The organism is Aeromonas sp. 600724 (assembly GCF_049175135.1).
Lineage (GTDB): Bacteria > Pseudomonadota > Gammaproteobacteria > Enterobacterales > Aeromonadaceae > Aeromonas > Aeromonas veronii_A.
The window spans coordinates 143,435-165,370 of sequence record NZ_JAAKUM010000011.1 but is presented as its reverse complement, the minus strand read 5'-3'; the positions used below and the strand labels follow the sequence as shown (position 1 = coordinate 165,370).

Here is a 21,936-nt window from a genome sequence, read left to right as displayed (position 1 = left end):
TCGACCAGTGCCAGTTTAAAAGTCAGTGAGTAATCGCGCTGTGTCCGTTTCACACCTTGTCCCATCGGGTTCTCCATTTATTGGGGGGGAAAGGTGTAAACCATATTCAGGACGGGACACTAACCAAGTGTCCGGATTTAGTTGACCACTACAGCCTGCTAGAAAGCACCAAGTGTAGCGTTCATCTGGGGTAGAGAGGAGGTAATGACATACAGGTTGATTTGGGAAAAAACGGCAAGAAAATCTCAAGAGTAATGCTATTTGTGCTGAGGGAAATTTAGACTAATAGCTGAATAAGTGGACTATGTGCCTGTATAAGATAAAAACAAATGTGAGTTCAGATTTGACGAACGTCAAGGATTCATACAAAGACTCATCCTTTCTTGTAGTCTCCCAATGATTCAATCAGTTAGTATCTGTCAGATATGAAATGATAGGGTTATACCGTGAGCACAATCTCCCTTCGCAAGGCCCTCGGGGTTTTGGCTAAATCTTCTTCCTTCTCGGTCAAGACGACAACACAACGTCAGAGAGATCTGTTTGATGACCTCAAGGATTATCTCTACGTTACACCCGAAATCGAGCATGACTTTGAGAAGTGTCTCCGTGCATTGCTGCCTGGTGAATGTGTGTTTTTATGCGGCAGTAGTGGTGATGGCAAATCTGAAATATTGTCACGTAGCTATGACCAATATAAAAACAGATATACCTTCCATCTGGATGCAACCCATAGCTTTTCGCCTCATCAATCAGCAATCGATGCGCTAAACGAACTCTTTGATCGTGCAGGAGACGGGGCTCAACCCCTGGTGGTTGGTATCAATATCGGTATGCTGGCCAACTTTGCCAAAGAAGGGGCTGAGCGGCACAGTGAGTTGCGTGGCGTGATCGAGCGTTTTTTGGATAGTGGCGAGAGAACGCAAGGGGCATATCACTTTCTGGATTTCGAGTCCTATCCAAAATTTCGTTTTAATGATGACGCTGGCAGCTATTCAAGCTTTATGCGTCAACTGCTCAAGCGGTTAACTCAGCCAACCGATGACAATCTGTTTCATGCTATTGCCCTTGCAGATGAGCAACGCCAACGCGACATGCGCCTCATCGCCAATTTCAGGCTGTTGGCCAATGAGCACGTGCAAGAGATTATCATTACCACGCTGTTCAAAACCCGTTTGATCAAGGATCAATTCATTACGACTCGCGCCTTGCTGGATCTGCTCCATCAGCTTCTGGCCGGGGAGCATTACCTCTTTGACAACCTGTTTCTGGCTAAAGACAGCGAGCTAAGCCTGCGTCTTGCTGACTTTGATCCTGCCTTGATTCATACCCAAGCGGTAGACCAGTTTGTGCTGCGTTATGAGCTGAATCTACCGGATGAGGCGCTGGATGCCTTTATGAACGAGCTGGCAAAACTGGGGCTCATATTCAACGAGCCTCGTGATAAAGCGGGTCAAGCCGCATCCCTTCTGCGCCTTTTTTATCTGCTTAAGGACTGTGACCTTGGCAATAACTACCATCACCAATTCAAAGTCGATTTTGAAGAGCAGGTACTTGAACACTATGCCACTGTCTGGCTGCAGCATAGTCAGTATCTTGGGGAGGGTGGAAGCCAGCTGGCCTTGCGCAATTTCTATGTGAAAGCGCTGATCCCGGCCATTTTTGTGTATGCCAACCGCAATGCCCCTGAGTTGTCAAAGCGAGAGCTTTCTCTTGGTCAATTTGGCCAGTGTCATGTCGCGGCACCTGTCGAGCTGAAAGCTGATTACAGCGCAATTCAGCGTCAGCATGTCGAGAAACACGATCATTTCAGCGCCTATCTGAAGGTTGATGATCAGCCCTTGGCACCAATGGCAATCAACCTCAATCTGTTTGAGCTGATCTGCAAGCTCAACAATGGCTATCGACCAAACAAGTACGACAAGAATGCCATCGTGTTGCTTGATGAGATGGTTGAGCAAATCCGCGCTGTCGCTAAAAAGAGCCCTGTTCTTCACTATTACGAAGGTGATCAGCATTACCGTCTTGGTTTGGATGACGGCATGATCACTGTAGAAGGAACCAGATAGCCATGTCTCTGTATCCAATTCCTGTCGGATTAGCTCCGGTTGATAAAAACAAGCTCACCAACTACTGGCCCATTCGCAACAAAAGCAATGAGTTTGACTGGGATACCGTGACAGGTGTCGTGCTCGGGCTTTCCTTGCGCAAGCAGGTGACGGCCTATGAATTCGAGCAGTTTAAGGAGGAGTGCAAAGCCCGGTTTGCAGGCAAGCTCGACGATCCTGATTTTTGGCAGGTGCTTGAGCGAGCCTATTTTTCAAATGATGCACTCTTTCATATTTCACCGCTGTTCCTGTTGTTCAAGGCCAAAGGGAAGAAGAGTGGGCAAGCCGATCTCAGCGCACCAGATACGCGGTTGTGCAAATTGTTTGCAGGTCTGTTGGGGGATTTCTTCCTGGAAGATGCGCTCGATGACAAGCTCAACTTTGTCGAGCAAGAACTGTTGTCCGTTTTGCAAGGCAGGCTGCAAAGCGGCAGCTTGGTAAAAAATGAGGATGAGCAACCTTATCTACCTTTTTTGAATGCCGTATTTCGTGAAGATATTCGCTTTTTGGCTGCGCATCCCCAGTATCTGCTGCAAGCCTTGCCTGGCACGCTCAAGCTGTATGCCTTTGCTTACTGTGCTCAGCTGGCACTGAATGTGACCGATTGGCAACATGAGCCCCAAAGCAAGCCTCTCTACTTTATTCTCGATTCGGAAAAGGCCAGCTCTGAACGTACTTCGGTAAAACGTTCTGGCTACAAGCTGCTGGCTGCTGCCAGCGAGCGGGTTTTCCCGCTGCTTTCCGCCCTTGACGTGCTCCAGTTGCCAGGGGATGCCAAGAAAAGACCGCTTTGGCAGGTTTATCACGATGCCACGCAATATGCTGACCAGACTCAGTTGCTGGAAGATTTGAACAACTATCTGCAGGCCTTTAGAGAGAAGCGTGGGTTACGGCCTGAGCGCCCTCTCACAAACAGCGTGGCAGAAGCCTTTGAGCAGCTCAAAGAGTTGGCTCTGGAGCAATTCCGTGATGCCAATACCTCCCGTGGCGGCGTGAACAAGAAATATGTCAAAGAGCTGGAGGAGAAGCTGCTCAGTGATTTTATTCAGGCACGGGGGGCCGCTGGCCGGACTCTGGTGCTGAATCAGGATCAGCTGTTGCTGTTGACCAATCTCACCATCGGCAAGGCCGACAAGCTGCGCCTGCACGATCTGCGCAAAGGCTTCGAGCAGCGCGGTTTTTATCTTGATAACCAGTCATTGCAGCAACTGGTCAGCTTCTATGAGCGCATGGGCAATGTAGAACGAATGAGTGACAGTGGAGACGCCGTATATGTCCGCAAGACCCTTTGAGCATTTTCTGGCCGAACGTTTCATCGAGTGGGTCAGTGCCGACATTGAACCCGGCTCTCGTTACCAGTTCAAATCCCCCAGTGCAGAAAACGGTCTGGTGCTCTATCAGTCACTGGTGACCTTTGCTGCCACAAATACTCTTGCTACGGCCGATGGCATTGACCTGCCATACGTAGAGTGCAATGGCGTGCGGGTTTTACCTGTGTTGCATGGTGAGGCTCCGGGATTTACCGAAAACTACATTTCCCGTTTGCGTGATCTGGTCGCAGGGCGCAGTGCAGAATTTGAAAAAGCTGCCCTGCTCATTATCCACAACAGCATGCTGGATACTCTGATCAACAGTGCGCTTGATTTGGGGGCGCCCGGTGCTGTCTGGCATCCGGATAGTCTCTCGCAGCAGCTTGGCGCGCTGATTGATGTTGGCAGCAGTAACAAGGAGCTGTCAGCCTGCCTGCTTGAAGAGCAACTGGCCCTCATCACCGAAGAGGGGGCGACTGTATTTGGTTTTGCTCCTCTGTTTAGTGCACTTGATCAAGATGGTGTTCTGGAGTTTGATGAGCTTCAGCTATTCAATGACCCGGTCATTTTGAGCTGGAGTGGCAAGAAGGCCCAGATCAGCAAGCGGCTCCAAGCAAACCGTAAGCTGCGACGCGAGATTGAAGATGCGGTTGAGCATTATGATCTCGATCAGCTCGAGAGTGTCCTGAAAGAGTTCAGCGCCAAGTTTATCCGCCAGCATTTTCAGGATGAGAGCTGGCGTGATCTGGAATTCGAGGCCTACCTCAAAGAGATTGACGCCAACAAAGCGCAAAAGTTGCTATTGGAAGAGGTGGCCGTTGACAGTGGTTCACTGCAACAAAGAGCCAAAAGCCAGAGCAAGGCGGGACAACGTGACCTGAGTCTGCTGATCCAGCTCCCGCCGGGAGAGAAAACCCTCAACCTCTCTTTGACCTTCATCGGTAATGATCTGGACGAGAGCCAGTTCAAACTGATGCACAATGGGCCGCTCAAAAATGCGGTCACTTATTCTGTCAGCCGTGTCGGTGGTAAACGTTGCTGGGCGACGGTGACCTTGCCCGTCACAGGAGAACCCACCTTTTTTAGCCTTGAGCTTAAACGCGATAACCGCTCCGAAGAGTACAAGTTCCGCTGTCTAGTGGTAGAGCAGGGGGATTTCTATTTCGATGAGTTGCTGCACTGCTTCCGAGTTGATGCGGGCAAGAAGTGGCTGACCCTGCTGCTGGAAGAGAACAAGTTCAAGGTCAACCCAGAGCAAGACGCCATCATGCATCTGGTTGACGATGAGGGCGAAGTGGACTGCAGCGCCTGTGGCTGGGTGAACTTTGATGCGCTGGCCGAGCAGAGCGAACAAATCCAGTTTGAGCTGGTCAATGGCGAGCGTCGCTTGCCCATCAATATTGAAGGCCCGGCCGCCGATGAGAGTATTTGCGTTCCGCTGCTGTTTGACCGGGACCGTTTCGCCAAGCTGCTCAGAGATGACCGTAATGCCGAGTATCTGCGGGCCAAAGGCAAGATCATTTTCGATAACAGCGAAAGTGGTGTGGCCGGGATCCGCCAGCAGCTGCTGAACCTCGAAGCTAGGATTGTTGATGAACGGGCCTTGTATATCGGTCTGACTGCCGATCCAATGCCACTTGCGGCGATTAGTGCAAGGTTCCCTGATTTGCATGGCGCTTATGCCGCCCTGTTTGACTATCTGCAACACCATAAAACCTTGCCGAGCCTGGTGGCCTGGGGTGACAGCTATTGCGCCCTGGTGCAGCGGGTGCTGGATGCCTACGAAGCGGCATTAAGCGAGATACCGACCAATGCGGTGTTGGCGCTCGAGCACAAACAGTTGATGCGCATCGGTCTGTGCCGCCAGGATGAGTGGCACCGCCTTAGCCCGCTGCACCCCTTGGTACTTGCCTATCACCTGCAACTGGTGGCCGAGATAAAAGCCGATCGCGATGAAGATGGCGTCAGCTCTTTTGCCGAATTGCCAGAGGTGACCCGCGAGCGCCTGGTGGCATCTGGCTTGCTGCCTTTCGTCTATGACAATGACTCTGGTTACGCCCATTTGCTGCCGGTGCGGGAGAACAGCTTCTGGCTCGATGTAGTGCCACAAAAGCAGGAGAGCTACAGCTACATCAAGCGTTTGGTGCGCGACAAATTGGCCGAGTTTACCCAGGCCTATTCCCGGCTGTTCAGTGCCGGGGCCAAGAGCACCCTGATCGTCAATGCCATCAATCAGGCGAGTGCGGCAGAGCTCTTCCTCGGTTTGATCGAGCACTTCAAGCTGCACAAAGAGCAGGCGATCGCCATTCATGTGAACTTCTACGATGAGCGGTTGCAATTCAATGACTTCGACCGCTTTGCCGAAACGGCCGCTTATGACGAGCTGAAAGCTTGGCTTGGCTTGAACACCACTGCGCTGCGTGCTGAGGCCGATATGCTGATCGACCTTATCCGCAGCCGTCTGACCTACAGCAAGTTCACCCTGCCCAACGAGCGTGAGCAGTTTGCCTATGCCCATCTGGCGTTCTTCCGCAACCAGGAGCCGGTAGAGTGCCATCCCATCAATACCGATGAAGCTCTGAGTGGTGTGCTGTGTGATGGCTTGATCGCCGGGGAAGCGGCCGAAACGAAAGGGGCGGCCTATTTCACCGCCTTTGGTCTGCGTGGCGTGCCCTATCAAGGGATACAGTCGCTGCGGGTGGCCCGCCTGCTGGGCAACCTGTGGCAACCGGCCAGCCAGAGCAATGCCCAGTATCTAGCAACCAGCCTGGGGCTGGCGGTCAGTGCCGATTTCAAGGCACTGCTGACCCGCTCTTATGACAGCGCACTGTGGACCACCATCATCGATCCCAAGGTAACCCTCGATTTCTTCACCAGTCAGCAGGATGTGGTGCTGATCCACTACTCGGATCAATACACCAGTGCGGCCGGTTATGACGCCATCACGGTAACCAAGCAGGTAGACCTCTTTAAACGCTTGCTGCAAAAAGAGGGTCACGGACAAGGTGAGACGTTGCTCTCCGAATTTAATGCCTTCAACGGCGAGTGGCTGCTCAAGCTGCTCACGGCCAACGACAAGGAGCGCAAAGAGAAGAACGGCATCATCGGTGCCTACAAGTTTGTCTCGGCCTTGTTGCGGCAATCCGATATCTGCTGGGTCCCCCTCTCTGTGGCCGAGATGATCCGCGTCTCCGGCAATGTTGGCCTCAAGATGAGCGACAGCGAGTTCTCCCGTCAGGTGCATGGGTATCGCAAAGGGGCCATTTCCGATGACGTGCTCTTTGTCGGCTTCAAGGGCAAGCAACTCTATCTGCTGCCTCTGGAGGTCAAGACCGGTGCCAGACCTGACTTTGCCTATGCCGGGCAACAGGCTCTGGAGCTTAAACGTTACCTGATGGAAGAAGTACTTGGCCCCAATACCCTGGCTGCGCGGCTCTACCGTGGTCTCTTTATTCGCCAGGTGCTGATGCAGGTCGACAAGCTTTGCCTCTATGAAGTGATGCAGCCGGCGCAGCTTGCACCGCTGTTGACCGAGCGGGAGTGGTGGCTCAAAGGGGAATATACCCTGTCCAGCGTGCCCGACTATCCCGAAGGCTTTGTGGTCGCCCATATCGAAAACGACAGCTTCTTTGTGCCTCACTACCAGATGACCGAGCGGGGGGTATTGCAGGTTGAACTGCCCTACGCCTTGCTGGGTAGCCTTATTCAGGCCTGTAGCGCTCCTGCGCTTGATGAGTTGGTGACCCTGTGCCATGTAGACCAACAATATCTGCTGGGGCCCAGAGAAGAGGCGGCTAAGCCTGAATCCGGCTCTCAACCGCAGCCAACAGAAGGGGGCAATCAGGCGGTGGATATGGCGCCAGTGGAAGCAGCCACTGATACCCAAAACACCGACCCGGTTACCCCAGTACCGGTGGAAACGGGACTGACCGGCGAGCCGACAAAACCCATGCGTATCCTGTTTGGCCACGAGGCGCTGCGGCAAACGCCGCTCTATTGGGAGCCGACCAATACCGCCCGCTTTATGAATACCAATACCGGCATCATCGGCACCATGGGCACCGGCAAAACCCAGTTTACCAAATCGCTGATCACCCAGCTGATGCGCCAGCAAGACAACAACGTCGAAGGCGCACGGATCGGTCTGCTGATCTTCGATTACAAATCTGACTATGTGGATGATGCTTTTAGCGAGGCCAACCAGAGCAAGCGGCTGCGGTTGTATCGCCTGCCGTACAATCCGCTCTCGCTCTATGGCGATATGCCGATGTTGCCGGTGCATACCGCGACCGGGTTTGCCGAGACCCTGGCCAAAGCTTTTGGCCTCGGGCCCAAGCAGCAGCTGCGACTGCGCAAGTTGATCCTCGATGCCTATGAGCTGGCGGGGATCAGCAAGTCTGACGCCAGCACCTGGTCAAGGCCTGCGCCTACCTTGGCCCAAGTGTGGGATCTCTATCTTGAGCAGGAGAAGGTGGAGGAGGACTCCCTCTATGCCGCGCTCGACTCACTGGTCACTTACGAGATCTTCGAAACCATGCCGGATAAGGTGAGCTCCCTCTATGAGCTGCTCGATGGTGTGACTGTGATCGAGCTGGCGGGCTACTCACCCCAGATCCAGAACCTGGTGGTAGCTCTGACGCTGGATCTCTTCTATTCGCAGATGCAAAAGCGCGGCAAACCGCAAGTCAACGGCGATTATCGCCAGATCACCAAGATGATCCTGGTCGATGAGGCCGACAACTTCATGTCGCAGGACTTCCCCAGCCTGCGCAAGATCCTGAAAGAGGGACGCGAGTACGGGGTTGGGGTGATCCTCTCAACCCAGGACTTAAGTCACTTTAAAACCGGGGAAAACAACTACGGCTCTTATATTTTGACCTGGGTGGTGCATCGCGTCGCCGAAATCAAGAATGCCGATATCAAGGCCATCTTTAATAAAGATGATAAGACCGAGCAAGAACAATTAATGGAAACCATCCGTAAGCTGGATAAGCACTTTAGTCTCTATATTGATGGAGATAAAAAGGTATCTATGATGCGGGATAGAGCGTTTTGGGAGTTATAATGCGTGAGTTTTTAAGTAGGCTGTTATGCCTGATTGTTTTTGCTCTAATGTCTATAATGCTTCCAGTTATATTTTATTTTATGTCGTTCGGTTACCCGTCCTCAGTTGATGAGATTGAGAAGTTTAGTGGTATTATTTCTGATATATCTGGACCATTGCTTTCATTTGTCGGTGTAATTGGTGTTGTAATGGCTATATGGGTGCAGCTTAATGAATTGAATGAGACCAGAAAGGAAATGCGGTTATCTACAGAGGCGTTGCAAAAACAACAAGAAGAGAAAACACGTGAGGTAGAAATCTCCTTGCGAAACTCTAAAAAAGAAGATTTGTTTAGGATTATTGATTTCTTGAATGCTGACATAAATTTAATTTTAGATAAGGTCATTGGTCACCCTATACATAGTGGTGTCAGCCTGTCGTTAGGAGAGCTAGTTATTTCATCTAAAAATAATATTTCATTGTTACAGAGTATAGATAAATCGACATATAGTGAGTTACAAAGATTAAAAAGACAACTGGATATGGTTGTTGAATATTCAAGTCAATATGATGTTATTAGTAGTGCAAAAATATCTGATATTGAAATGGATAAATTTGGTGAAGTATTAAATGTTTTAAATGAGCTTATTAAATGAAGATAAGTACCCAAGTATTAGAGTATACTGAGCTGCACAAGGCCAAAAATAAACCAGGAATTTACGCATGGTATGCCAAACCAAGTATTGGTGAGATGGATATATCTCATGATGATAACTTTCAGTCATTAATTAATATAATGAGTGGCTATATGACTGCTCATCATCCACCTATTCTTGACGTGAAGATAGAGGCATCATTTTATCACCGGTGGGAACATCAAATTGACGAAAACAGCCACAAAGAATGGCGTTCAAATCTAACAAATAAGATTAGGAAGCTTGATGAATTAGGCTTTTTTAAACATGAAGATGCAAAAAAAATAATAGTCGAAATGTTTAAGGCTACAGTACCATATATAGCATCACCTTTATATATAGGTTCAACTGGAAATTTATATAGGCGTCTAGATGAACATAAAAGAGAGTTAGATGAAGTATTCATGCTTACCAAAGGGGGGGCCAATGATATTGAAACTCACGAATTGGATTCGTTTGCTAAACGAGCTATTCATAGGAAGTTTCGACCAGCAAACCTAATGGTCTGGGTTATTTTTATTGAGTCAGAGTCAGAGTCAGAGTCAGAGTCAGAGTTAGAGTTAGAGTCAGAGTCAGAGGATCCTGGCTTGCGTTTATTATGTTATTTTGTCGAGTGGGTTTTGAACGGTTGTCACGCACCAAAATTAGGAGAGCGATAACATGAGCGATCTATTTAATTATGATAGTGTAAAAAAGAGTGAGTTTGATTGTGTTGCAACCGGTCGACTTGGTACGTTTAATAGTATTGCTGGTACTGTTGAATATATAATGACAACAGCTACACTAAAGGTAAATGCAGATGATGAGTCGTCAAAACTGACTAAGCATTTACTTCCAATCAGGGAAATAGTGGATGCAACTCAATTAGATTTTAATGAAATTCTTCAACGTGATTTAGATGATCATCGTGTTGCAACAAAACTAATTCCTTACTTATTGCAAGAGTCTAAAAATGGTCCATCATATTTTCCTCCGATTGTAGCAGTATTGTTACCATACAAGGATGGACGATTAGATGGAGAATTCCCTCATGGTATAAAATTTACCGATAGTGACTTTGCGTCATGGAGTGGAGAAATCTATGGCGATTATATGTCCCGAGAGGCTCTCGTAAATCCAAATACTCAAAAAAATCTTCCTCTAAACATAGGTCGTTATAAATGGAATTCCGATTTAACAAAATTGGTAGTTATAGATGGGCAACATAGGGCTATGGCATTAATTGCTTTATATAGAACGATTACATCTAAAGGATGGGAAAAGGCACAGCATGGGGGGGCTAAATTCCAATTCTATTATAAACAACGAATTGAGCGGTTATTTGAAACTTTAGGTGATAGAGATAGCTCAATTGAAAAACTAAAAGAAATGGAGTTTCCTGTAACAATTTTAAGATTTCCTGAAACTGAAACAAAACCGTTCAAGATTGCTAGAAAATTGTTTGTTGATGTTAATAAAAATGCAAGGCAGCCTAGTGAGTCTAGGATTAAACTTTTATCAGATAGCTCTCTGGTTGACATATTCACTAGGGAAGTTTTGAATAGATCAAAAGGTGGAGATAATAGCCTTCCTATCTATGCTATTGAATATGATTACCCTGGTGAAGGCAGTAGTTATACTCGTCCAGGGAAATGGAGTGCATTGATTAACTTGAATATGCTCTCATTGGCTGTATTACGGATGACTTTTGGCCCATCTAAGTACCTTGATAATATGAATATATCCTTTGGCGGTAAGGCTAATTGGACGGAAAAAAATGCATTTTTTAGAAAGAAGCTTGATATAGAAAATAACATCCCATATATGATTTCAGATGAAAAAGGAGAATATAATAGGGATGATATAAAAAATGATAGTTTTTCATCTTCAGTTCTACCAAGATTAAAAGACCTTTTCTGGGAGAAAGTTGGAAAACAACTTTCATATATAACTGCCAATATTCATCCATATAAAGTTCATATTGATGCATTAAATAAGCTAAAGCATGATTGGTTGGATGACGATACTGTCGGAGCTTTAGCAAAAGAAGCAATCTATAGTGGTGTTGGTGTGTATTGGACGCTACGAGATACATATCAACACTGGTCTGAGTTTGAGAGTGATACTACGGGTGCATCAGAACTTTCACTAGAAAAACCTGATGTAATAAAAGCTTGGCAATCAGTCTCTCACAGGGAGACGAGTTTCAATGAAACAAGAAACAAGATGTACTATGCAACAAGAGGTAATGAAATTCCTACTAATTCTAAAGCAAGTGTAGAGGTATATAATAAAACCAATACAAATGCATTTTACCTTGGCTTGATGTTAACTTATATGACGTTACGCCAATTTGCTTCGGTAAAACAAGAAGATCTAGAATTCGAAAAATTATTTGTTCAGGTTTTTAATACGGGATTGTTGGAAAAAAATAAAAAAGGGAAAGATCGTCTGGACATTTTTTCAACCAATATAGAAAATCCTATTAATTTAATATCAAAAATGGACACAAAGCATTTTGTATTTTTTAGATATTTCATTCTGGAAATATTGAATGCTTCCCCATTGTTTGAGGTTTTTGAAAAATTCAGTATAACTAAAGTTACGCTTTTAAAACTTGTTTCTGATGCTAGAAAAGCATATTTTTCATATCTAAAAAATGAAGAAATTAAGCGACTGGATAAAGACATTGCTATGCTTGGTAAATCAAAGAGCAATATTGAAAACCTGGCTATAATAAATGTGGCTCATAAGCTCAATGCATCACTATTATATTGGTTTGATTATGAACAGCTAGTGATTACACCTAGTGATTGTAACGAGACATCCACTGAAATTGAAAATATAAATTCATTTGATAATGATGAATCTGAATAATATCGTAATAATTAAAGAGCCGCTTATGCGGCTCTGTTATTAACTATACTATCTATAGATATAGCTTTAGATGAAAGATATGATATGCCTCTATGAATATGTAATTTGAAGAAAACACCAAATGGTATACGGATTATAGAGTTATAGCTATGATAACGCTGTAACAAGATAGATTGTAAAATTTCACTCTGCTCTCCTGTGAAAATCTTCCATGACATTTCAACCGAGCTATCGGTTTGAATATCTTCAAAAGGAGGGATAGATTCTTCTGCTAATGATAAACATAACGCCCAACGACAAAGCACATTCCAGTTCTCTATACCTGTCTTGCGCTTGATAACAATTAGCTGCTGTTTCGCTTTTTCTGACAAACGAATATTATCAATCATGTTTTCTCTCCGGGAAATATCCAGGATTTATCGTAGAGGTAAAATTTTGTTCCTCGAAACAAATATGATACTCCTTGGCTATATAAGGCTTGAGTTCCTTATAGTATTTGCCTTGGATCTCTTCATCGGTCGATAAAAGAATCACTTGAGGTGCAGCCTGTGGGAAATAGTGCTTGATTAAATGGCTTCTATGTTGTCCATCAAGGCGTCCCATGGGGGTATCAATAATCGTTGGTAACTCTTTACCTGACTCGTCGGCGAGCCCCCATAAGACGGCTATGGCCAGCAGTTGTCTTTCACCAGCGGAGAGCCGAGCAGGGGAGATAGGTTTATTATCTTGTGCATATAGAGTTAACACAAATGCATCAGCATCGATTTCAATCTTGGTGATTAGACTGTCTTTACGTTTGACCTGATTAAACTTGGAGATGATCTTGGTTTGTAGCTTATCGATATTATCTTTGATGAGATCTGCTTTAAAGGAATCCACAATATCTTGTAGTCTTCCCATATGAGCAAAGAGTTGCTGCTGCCGCTGCTGCTCAAAATCGATAGCATTACCTTGTACCCGAATTGAGGTAACCTGTATTTCTGCCTGTTCGATATCAGTTACCAATTTTTGTGCAGCTACAAGTAAATCATCTTTTTCTTTTTTAGCCTTGTCAAGTTCACTATCTGCGCTCACTGAGCGTGTAATGATATGTTCTACAGATGCAAATTCAGGAATGGCAGCTAGTTGCTGTTCTACGAATTGCAGCTCTTCGTACAATTGTTCTTTTTTCTGAATCAGATATGACGCTTCCTGCTCTTCGGCAGCTATCCTTTCAGCAAGACCATCGAAAATTGCAGGGCTACTGTTTAAATAGCAGGGTTCAGAGTAGAGCTGATCAGAAGCCTCTCTCTCTTTAGATAACTCGGTTTGCAGAGACTGGATGATACTATGATCCGTTCCTCGTTCATTTAATAATCCAAATATTTTATTCTCTTGGTTAATAAGTAAAGAGCGAGCGGTATGATAGCGTTTTATCTCATCTTCTTTATAAAGCTGAGACTTGGTCTGTTCTATTAATGAAGAGACAAGCTTCAAAGGTAAGACCCCAGCAGCAAGTTTGATCAACTCGCTATTGATGCCATCTATCTTTGTTGTAATTTCAACTTGTTGACGAGAGATCTCATCTTTTTTATGTAAAAGATGAGCTCCATTATCTTTCAGTTGTTGTCGCCAATAGGCGACTTCTGCTTCTTTATCTAGAATCTGTTCATCTATATCAATTAGGTTATTCTGTAATATCTTTTGAGCTTCCCGAAAGGCTTCAAGCCGAGCTTCAGCTTCTTCCAGTTTCACCTTTTGCTTGGGATCCAGCAGCTGGTTTTGACCGCGTTTTTTAAGCACGTCAAGGTCAATATTGAGCTGTGACAGCAATTCAAGACCGAGAAGGCTTTCGATACCCGTCTTTACCAGACTAGCGGAACGAGCGGGATCTGCAAGATGTTCAATTTTTTCACCGTCAAAAAAGAACAGTTCAGATAGTGATTGCGGGATAAATTCATTGATAAATTCTCCCCAATGCTCACTCAATAGTGCATCTGGATGACCGTTATGGCTAACAACAACAACTTCTTTGCACTCTTTGTCAGCCTCTTTCTCCCAAGCTCGATTTATTTCATAAGTATGATCTTTCCCGAGAATGGTATGTCTGAAGCGCAGTGAGAGAGAGGCTTTTTTTTCCGTTGCATAACGATTTATCGCCTGCTCCAGATATGCTGGATAGCTAAGGCGACCACGATTGGAGCATTTGGCATGCTTGCCATAGAGAGCCAACTGCAAGGCATCTAAAAAGGTTGTTTTACCACCACCATTGAGTGCACCAAAGAGGATTATCGGTCTTTTATGATCGGGGCTATCAAGGTCAACCTCATGGCGTCCTTTATAAATACCAAAATTTTCTAACACGAGTTGTTCAAAAATCATGCTGATAGCTCTTCAATATCAATTTGTTCATCTTCCAAGAAATGACTATTGTTCGTCAAAGCAAGTTGCAGCTTCTCATTTTCCCACAATAGTTGTTCTTTATCCTGCTCAGGTAAATTGGGCTGTAATAGCTTTATCTTGTTTTCATTGAGTTTTCTTTTCAGTGCAAAGTCTCTGGCCTCTTGAATATTGTTGAAGGCCATGGTCTGCAAGCTTGTATCCAGCTCTTTATATAGATTTGCACGACGCAGCATATTGCTATGCTTATCTTCAATTGAGATCAGTGTTCTAATTTGTTCGTATAGTAACCCATCCGGATCATTGTACGTGGAGCATTTATACCTCAGTTTGCTCATCACATTGCTATTCAATAAGCTATGGTGTGAGCGTTTGGTACCGGGATACTTTTTTCCCAGCGCACGTTCATAAATATGAGGGACGCTATCTTCGACTTCGTGTTTATCTTCCACCCATATATGACGAATTGCTTCCAAATCTTCCAAAGAGAGTAGTTCTAGGTTGCGAACTTCATCTGGACCTATCTCTTGTACGAGTTTTTGTGCTTCAAGCACTTTTTTGAGCATATGCTCTCTAAATGGCTGCCGATAAGGACCACGCACCAGATCTGCTCCATATTCATTGATATGAACGGTTAAGGAACCATTCATTCGACGAAAATCACGACGCTCCTTGTCAGCCTCTATTTTTTTACCTTTACGCTCTTTATTTGAATCATTAATGTCGATTTCGTTGCGGAGCTGCAGTAGAGGCAACATCCACTCTTTTTCAGTGTCATTTTGAATCATGGCTGCCATAGATTTATCTTCACCTACCATGGTACAGACATAACAGCCAAAACGACTATCTCCACAACTAGGTGTTGACTTATCAACGACCAGAGGACATTCACCATCCGCAGTTGCACCTTGATACATACCAAGTAGCTCTTGATTTTTAAAACCCCATGGATTTTTAACTTGCATCAGGTATTGCCAGACATCGTCATTACTCCAGTCGGCGATAGGAGTATATATCCAGACACGATCAAGCTGTTTGTTAACAGTTAATCCAACAGCGCTACGAGTATTATCTTCTCTGTTCTCGTAACTTTCCATTGTTGCTGCTCTTGTCGCGCTCTCCGCTTTTCGCGTACCAAGAACAAGAATCGCCTCACCGTTATTTTTAACGACTTTCTTAATAAAGTTATTAGATGGACTGATTTTTAGTCGATCGGTACACCAGCGAAACTTATAGCGAGGAGCAGGGTAACCACGACCAATCAAATTGACCCAGAAGCGATCTTTTACTTCTGGTGTCAGGCGATGTGGAATAATATTTAAGTGTTGCTCAGCTACCGCTTGTCGCATCTGTTCCAATGAGCGTCCTACCCACATGGCAACAATCGGATTTTCAACAAGCGTATCAGTACTGATCACATGGACAGGCTTATTGGCTTTACCTTCGGCATGCAGTTCTTGCATGGCATACCACACTAGTTGGAGTATAGCGGTGGAGTCTTTACCACCACTGTAACCAATTACCCAGGGGATCTGATCACTAAGATAAAGTGATTTGGTGCGGTCAACCAAGAACCGAATTGTCTCTGTAAACCCGGCCGCATCAAATGCGGAGCGGGAAGGGGTATGTATTTCGGTACTCATGCCTTACCTTTTCTAAATAGATATTCAGCTTGTTCCTCTCCTTCAGAGAGGGGGAGGCCAAGGTGTTGTTTGATCAGTGTTGCAGTTAATAACGTCGTATTTGATGTCTTTTGAATACGGCCAGCGATTAGAGCCCGACCTTCCCATATTTCTGCATTTTGACGTAGCCAATCTAGTGTCAATAGCCCAGATAGGGATTGCTTCAGGTCATAATTCTTTTCAAGAAGAGCCTTACCAACCAAACCTAATGCGTGCAGTGTTACGGCATGGCTATGGATAAAGTCTTCACGAACTTCCCCAGCAGTCAGTTTGGATAGCCTGACGAGTTTCCATTCTGGTATGACATTATCTACTTCATTCCAAAAACGGCATGCCTCACGGGTCGCTTTAGTTATGTCAATACTTTCCCAATTGCTAAACAAGGCATGAGTTGCCTGATGAATAGCGCTAAGAGTAAAGAGTTTGCGGGAGCGTTTACCAAGTTTGTTTTGCTCCATATCGACAATCCCTTTAAAGGCTTTGGATTTGGATGCAACAGCCCGAGCGACAGCAGCACTCTTATCTCGTTGGTCGTATGCGATGGCCAGAGATTTGCTGGCTTTGACCTGATTCTGATTGAGGTCTGTAAACATCTGCTGTGAACGCGCTAATCCCTGATCGAGGAAAAAAACCACAGAGATGCTTTCATCTGCCAAGGATGGATCTTCTTTTAGGGCTGCTTCAATCGCAGCTCTGCGATGTTGTCCATCATTGATGATAAATTGTGCGTCCAACCCAATTCTGAGGGCCCCGATACGGCTCGCTTCACCACTGGTTCCCATTGGTTCAAATCTCACATCTCCGTCAATCGAGGCGGTGATGGCAGAAAACACGTAGGAATCTCTATTGCGAACTATATAGTCAGCCATCACCGGGATCCGCCCTACGTTGAGGGTTCTCTGTGCGCGCAGTTCAGGCGAGAGATCCTCATCATCAAACCTGAAGATGCGTGGCAATAGCTTGAGAGGACACATTGACACGTAGTACTCAGAGCCCGCCTGGATACCACGAATTGCTGGAAAAACGAACTCAAAGGAGGGTTCAAACATGGTAACCTCTTGCGCTCCACACTGTATGTGACACCATGTCGATGGGTTCGAACAAAAGTCGTGTGTACGTACGAACATTGAAAGAGGTGGCAAGGATAATGGCAGTTTACTTGGATTGCAATGCGACAACCCCGGTTTCTTCAGGGGTCGCAGAGGTTGTCATGCGCTATATGACTGAGGAATATGGTAATTCTGGGAGCCGTACTCATGAGTTCGGGGTTGTAGCAAAGCAAGCTGTTGAGAGGGCGAGAGGGCAGGTTGCAGCTGTTGTTGGTGCTGACAAGTCTGATGTCTATTTCACCAGCGGTGCAACCGAAAGCAACAATTTAGCTATTTTGGGACTGGCTCAATATGCGGAACAGCAGGGACGCAAACATATCATCACAACGCCTATTGAGCATAAGGCTGTATTGGAGCCAATTGCTCAACTTGAGGCTAAAGGATTTGAGGTCACGTATTTGCCGATGGATTCTTCAGGCATGGTGGATCCTGCGCATCTTCGTGATGCATTGCGCCCCGACACCGCGCTGGTTTCGATCATGCACATTAATAACGAAACTGGGTCTATTCAGCCAATCAGCGAGTTGTGCGAAGTGCTTACTTCCCATGATGCTTTTTTCCATGTAGATGCGGCTCAGAGCTATGGAAAATATTCTGAGGTTCTTGAAGATCCACGTATCGACATGATCAGTGTCAGTGGTCATAAAATGTATGCTCCAAAAGGTGTGGGTGCTTTGTTACTGAAGCGGCGCAATTTTAAAAGGGCACCTCTTACCCCGCTGATGTTTGGTGGTGGGCAGGAGAGGGGCTTGCGCCCAGGCACTCTTCCTGTTGCCTTGATTGCAGGTTTAGGTCAAGCCTGTGAAGAAGCCAAACGCGATAGCGAGCAGCGTCGTCGTTATTGCGAGCAGATCAAGGAGCAATTACGTTCTGCCCTTCGCCCGCTCGGGTGTATTGAAAATGGCCAGAACACGGCTAGTCATGTTTTGAATGTCTCAATTCCTGGGATCAACTCTGAAGCGGCACTCGTTGTGCTTAAAGGTATCGTTGCGTTATCGAATGGTTCTGCATGCACCTCTCAAAGCTATGTGCCCAGCCATGTCTTGGTGGCTATGGGTCTAGATGAAGAAAGAATTGAAGGTGCGATACGGATCTCTTGGTGCCACATGACAAAAGACATACCATTGGCAGAACTTGTTGATCGGATTAAGAAATTACAGTGACTAATCGAACCATCGTTGAAGCAGCTAAGCAGGCTTTGTTATTGATTGGGCATTCTGCCTCGGTAGATGAGGTGTATGACGTAATCGTGACACATCAGCTATATGAGTTTGGGGCCAAATCACCTCACTCGGTGATTCGTGTCACCATGGATCGTCACTGTGCCAACAAGTCACTAGGCTCCATGCATAAGCAGCGTTTTTTCCAAAAGAACGATGATGGGTCATATGAGCTGCTGTCAGATGTGAAAGAAGTCCTACAGCCTGAACAGAATACCTCTTCTTCGGAACAGCAACGCTCTGCTCAGGAAGTTGAGAACTATATAGAGCAGATTCTTGATTTGGCTGCTGTCCAGCGTGAGAAAGTAAAAGCTGAAATTTTAAGCAGCCTGCGGAGCTTTTCTCCTGAGCAGTTTGAATCGTTTTGTCGCTTATTTTTATCAAAATATGGATTTACTCGTATGGAGTTAACATCTCGTGGTCGAGATGGCGGCATTGATGTAAGAGGATTGTTGAAAATGGGGCTTGCTGAAATGCGCGTAGCAGTGCAGTGCAAGCGATATGCAGAAGATAATAAGGTCGGGCGTCCATCAGTATCTGCATTTCGGGGTGATATTACCGGCGATTTTGAGCAGGGAATATTCATGACGACCAGCGGATTTACCAAAGAAGCTGAGGAAATTTCATTCAAGCCTGGCTGTGTTCCTATTATTCTGATTGATGGTGAGCAACTGGCAGATATTATGATAGATAAAGGAATTGGTGTTCAGCGCCAGCTCATTGATGTATTTGATTTTGATGCCTCATTGTTTATCAATTAACGTTTTTTGCCTCGATGTATTCGGTAACCAATGATTTTCATATCAGCATGATCTAGTGCACTGCTAAATTGAGAGCGGCTCAGGTTGAGGTCCTGAGCCAAGTCTATTGCTAGTAACTTGCTCAATCTTTGCTCCAGCGCTCGTTGTGCCTTGAAGCTCGGATCATCCGGTGCCATCAGATAGCTTTTGTTGAGCAGTGGTGGCCGGGTCTGCTCATTGATGTAGTCAAAGAAGTCGACCTCCTGCTCGGCCATCTTGATCTTGACCCGCTCCACCAGATGGGGGATGGGCTTGCTGAAGTCGTCATACCCCATCAGGCTCACCTTGCCGGAGCGGATGTGCAGCTTGATCACGTCGATATCGGTCAAGTCACCGTAGAGCTGGCAGGCCGCCCCGAGGTAGACACGCAGCAGCGGCGGTAATTGCGGAATAAAGCATTTGTGCAGCAGCAGTGAATGGCTGGGATAGAGCAGGCTGTTGGGGAGCTGTTGATGGGCCAGCTCGCAGGCCTGGTTGATGAGGGCGATATCCGCAATCTGGTAGAGCAGTGCTCTGGCTGCCTGCTGTGCCTGCGGGTTGCTACCGAAAAAGGCTTTGATATCCCGCTGCAGCTCGCTGGGGTACTGGGTATAGGCTTGGCGTTTGCCAAACAGGTTGAGTGCCAGGTAGACCAGCAAATCTTGCTGCCGCTCCAGCTCGGCCTGCTTTAACTGGGCAAGGTCAAAATGCTGGCCAAGCAGGGTCATGGCTTTGCGATGACTGCCTGCTATATCTCTTAACTCGTCGCTTTGTTCAAATTCGTCATTGGCCGGGATTCGGCCAAGGGTCAGCGCCCGCTGCCAGAAGGCTTCAAACAGCGTTTGATGACGAGTGATCAGTAGTGCTGCTGCGGCCTGATTGTTGGGGGTGGGCGAGGTCAGCTGCTGCCAGCTGTGGCTTCGGCGTTGACGCTGTGCCAAAAAGCGTTGCTCTTCGAGCTTGTCTTTGAACACGTAAAAGATGCCGGGCCCAACGGCGATGGCATTTTCATCCAGTGTTTTGTCTATGTAGTGCTTGAGCTCGCTTTGGTTGTAGTAGCGCTGAAAGGTGTTGCGCGAGGTGATAACGCCATCTTTATAAGGGGTGAACTGGGCAATAAAGCTGTCGTTGGCCAGCATGGCCGAGACGACCAGCAGGGTTTGGGTCAGCTCCCAGGCGCCGAGCAGCGCCTCCATTCGCTCATCTTGATCCTCAATCACGTTGATCACAAAACCGAGATTGACCAGATGGGAGATCACCTTCTCGCCATCCGGGCGAAAGTTCGGGTCCCAGCCCAGCGCGTCAATACCGTGTGCTTCGAATTCCCGCAGGTCATCCCCTCGGCCGCAACCGTAATCAAACAGCGCATAGTCGCCGTTGAGATAACCATGGCGTGCCAGCATCTTCATGGGGGCCGAGAGTTCATGACGAACCAGCGCGGTTTTATGGCGATCAATTTGTGGGCCACCCTCTTTGGGCGGCAGGGCGGAGATGCGAAACAGGCGCCCATCAACCAGTTGGTAGCCGTGTCTTGCGATAAGCCGTTCCCACGAGGCTTTGAAGCCAATCATGCGGGGATGATCGTAAAGTCCCGCCAACTCCCCCTCTTCGGTGATCTGGCGACAGCTCTCTGCCTGTGGGTGATCGGGGGTCAGCATGCACTCTTTGCGATGCAGAATGGGGGGATTGTCCTGGCTGTCGTAGCGGGTAACGGTATGGCTTAGTTTGGCCAGGTCAACGGTCACGCTCTGCTTGAGGCTGGGGTAGGCCTCTTCGAAGAAGGTGGGGTAGCTGAGCAGGGACAGCCTAAAGTCCTGCTTTGCCAACTTCACCAGATCCCATTCACACTCCGGCAGTTTGAGCGCTTGTGCCACCGCACAGACAAAGCGGTAGAGCTGTGGGCTGGTTGTGGCCAGGGTCTCTTTGTGCAGATAGACCGCGTCGGGCAGCACTTTTTTGTATGGCAGGGCAGCGACCAGTTGCGTGAAGCGCTCGGGGGTCAGCATCAGCACATTCCTTTGAGTTGGGTGAGTGTCAGCCGCTTGGGCATTCGTCTTCCATGGTGAGTGGTGAGTTTGACCAAGGCGCGGTTTTGTTCGGGCCCATAGCTGATATGCAGTGGCCGGTCTGGGCCATAGAGATAGAGACGATCAAACGGGGTGTGCTGCGCCAACCAAAGGGCTACCTGATAGCTGTTCTTCCCTGGGTATATCAGATCAACCGCGGCCCCTTGCCGAGGACAGACAACTCTTCCTCGCTGATTGAGTTCACAGGCCGCATGTTGATCCAGTGTGGGGGCTATACCGGGCGAGGCGTTGGAAAGAATAGCTTTGCGCAGTGTTACCCCGCAAAACCCATAGGTCAGCAATGGGTGACCAAATTCTTCTACCAGAGGGTCGAGAATATACGTTGCCAGTTCACGGTAGGCCAGCCAGCTCTCGGCTTGTTCAGGCAAGTTTGGGCATTGGATGCGTTGCCAGGTTTCACCACAGTGAAACAGCATCTCGAAGGTGAAATGTTGGCTGCAGGATTCCTTTATATCTATGGAGATGCCCCCAAACAGCTATCACAAATGGAAATGAACATGCCACGTTAGGCTGGGAAACCACATTCTGCCTTTACGGTATTATCTGCGGGGTTCCTAGCCAGAAAGCAAAAATTAGCACGCGGTGAGCTTTTCCTGCCATGCCCTTTTGTTGGTGGAAGCATTGGAACTGTGAGTGTGCGTGTGATTCATGCATCTGTGGATGAGGACTT

The 21,936-nt window shown here is 47.0% G+C and carries 14 protein-coding genes; 9 read left to right on the top strand and 5 right to left on the bottom strand.

What is annotated here, in order from left to right; all coding sequences use genetic code 11:
• Nucleotides 1-446: 446 nt before the first annotated feature.
• Genes dptF through G5168_RS12215 form a run of 6 tightly spaced genes read left to right on the top strand, consistent with a single transcriptional unit; the run spans nt 447 to nt 12,010 of the window.
• Nucleotides 447-2,066: a DNA phosphorothioation-dependent restriction protein DptF gene (gene dptF, locus G5168_RS12240; protein ID WP_421231551.1), complete on the top strand. Its 1,620-nt coding sequence runs from the start codon at nt 447-449 to the stop codon at nt 2,064-2,066.
• Between the two features lie 2 nt (nt 2,067-2,068).
• Nucleotides 2,069-3,397, top strand: a complete 1,329-nt coding sequence (gene dptG, locus G5168_RS12235; RefSeq protein ID WP_421252271.1) for a DNA phosphorothioation-dependent restriction protein DptG — start codon at nt 2,069-2,071, stop codon at nt 3,395-3,397.
• Entirely contained in the window at nt 3,378-8,480 is a 5,103-nt protein-coding gene (dptH, locus tag G5168_RS12230; protein ID WP_421231550.1) for a DNA phosphorothioation-dependent restriction protein DptH, read from the top strand. The genes dptG and dptH overlap by 20 nt, the downstream gene beginning before the upstream one ends.
• Complete coding sequence (locus G5168_RS12225) at nt 8,480-9,115, top strand: hypothetical protein (protein WP_421231549.1); 636 nt, start codon at nt 8,480-8,482, stop codon at nt 9,113-9,115. Before dptH ends, G5168_RS12225 begins: the two co-directional genes overlap by 1 nt.
• The gene (locus G5168_RS12220; RefSeq protein WP_421252270.1) at nt 9,112-9,813 is read left to right on the top strand and encodes a hypothetical protein; all 702 of its coding nucleotides are present in this window, start codon (nt 9,112-9,114) and stop codon (nt 9,811-9,813) included. The genes G5168_RS12225 and G5168_RS12220 overlap by 4 nt, the downstream gene beginning before the upstream one ends.
• A 1-nt stretch (nt 9,814) precedes the next feature.
• Nucleotides 9,815-12,010: a hypothetical protein gene (locus G5168_RS12215; RefSeq protein WP_421231547.1), complete on the top strand. Its 2,196-nt coding sequence runs from the start codon at nt 9,815-9,817 to the stop codon at nt 12,008-12,010.
• A 23-nt stretch (nt 12,011-12,033) separates the two neighbouring features.
• Here G5168_RS12215 and dndE read toward each other — a convergent pair whose 3' ends face one another.
• The 4 genes from dndE to dndB are packed head-to-tail and all read right to left on the bottom strand — an operon-like array spanning nt 12,034 to nt 17,120.
• A complete protein-coding gene (gene dndE / locus G5168_RS12210; RefSeq protein WP_421231546.1) occupies nt 12,034-12,399 on the bottom strand; it encodes a DNA sulfur modification protein DndE in 366 nt (121 codons plus the stop codon).
• Nucleotides 12,392-14,371 carry a DNA sulfur modification protein DndD gene (gene dndD / locus G5168_RS12205; protein ID WP_421231545.1) on the bottom strand — a complete coding sequence of 660 codons (1,980 nt, stop codon included), beginning with the start codon at nt 14,369-14,371 and terminating at the stop codon, nt 12,392-12,394. Before dndD ends, dndE begins: the two co-directional genes overlap by 8 nt.
• Entirely contained in the window at nt 14,368-16,032 is a 1,665-nt protein-coding gene (dndC, locus tag G5168_RS12200) for a DNA phosphorothioation system sulfurtransferase DndC (RefSeq protein WP_421231544.1), read from the bottom strand. Before dndC ends, dndD begins: the two co-directional genes overlap by 4 nt.
• Complete coding sequence (gene dndB, locus G5168_RS12195; RefSeq protein ID WP_421231543.1) at nt 16,029-17,120, bottom strand: DNA sulfur modification protein DndB; 1,092 nt, start codon at nt 17,118-17,120, stop codon at nt 16,029-16,031. Before dndB ends, dndC begins: the two co-directional genes overlap by 4 nt.
• A 35-nt stretch (nt 17,121-17,155) precedes the next feature.
• Between dndB and dndA the strand changes: the two genes are divergently transcribed.
• Nucleotides 17,156-18,343: a cysteine desulfurase DndA gene (gene dndA, locus G5168_RS12190; RefSeq protein ID WP_421231542.1), complete on the top strand. Its 1,188-nt coding sequence runs from the start codon at nt 17,156-17,158 to the stop codon at nt 18,341-18,343.
• Nucleotides 18,340-19,161 (top strand): restriction endonuclease, encoded by an 822-nt coding sequence (locus G5168_RS12185; protein WP_211162445.1) that lies wholly within the window; start codon nt 18,340-18,342, stop codon nt 19,159-19,161. The genes dndA and G5168_RS12185 overlap by 4 nt, the downstream gene beginning before the upstream one ends.
• On the opposite strand, the gene G5168_RS12180 is transcribed toward G5168_RS12185, so the two are convergent.
• A complete protein-coding gene (locus tag G5168_RS12180; protein ID WP_421231541.1) occupies nt 19,158-21,185 on the bottom strand; it encodes a DNA phosphorothioation-associated putative methyltransferase in 2,028 nt (675 codons plus the stop codon). The two genes, G5168_RS12185 and G5168_RS12180, sit on opposite strands and share 4 nt — an antisense overlap.
• 53 nt (nt 21,186-21,238) lie before the next feature.
• On the opposite strand from G5168_RS12180, the gene G5168_RS12175 reads away from it, so the two are divergent.
• Nucleotides 21,239-21,775, top strand: a complete 537-nt coding sequence (locus G5168_RS12175; RefSeq protein WP_421231540.1) for a hypothetical protein — start codon at nt 21,239-21,241, stop codon at nt 21,773-21,775.
• Nucleotides 21,776-21,936 lie beyond the last annotated feature (161 nt).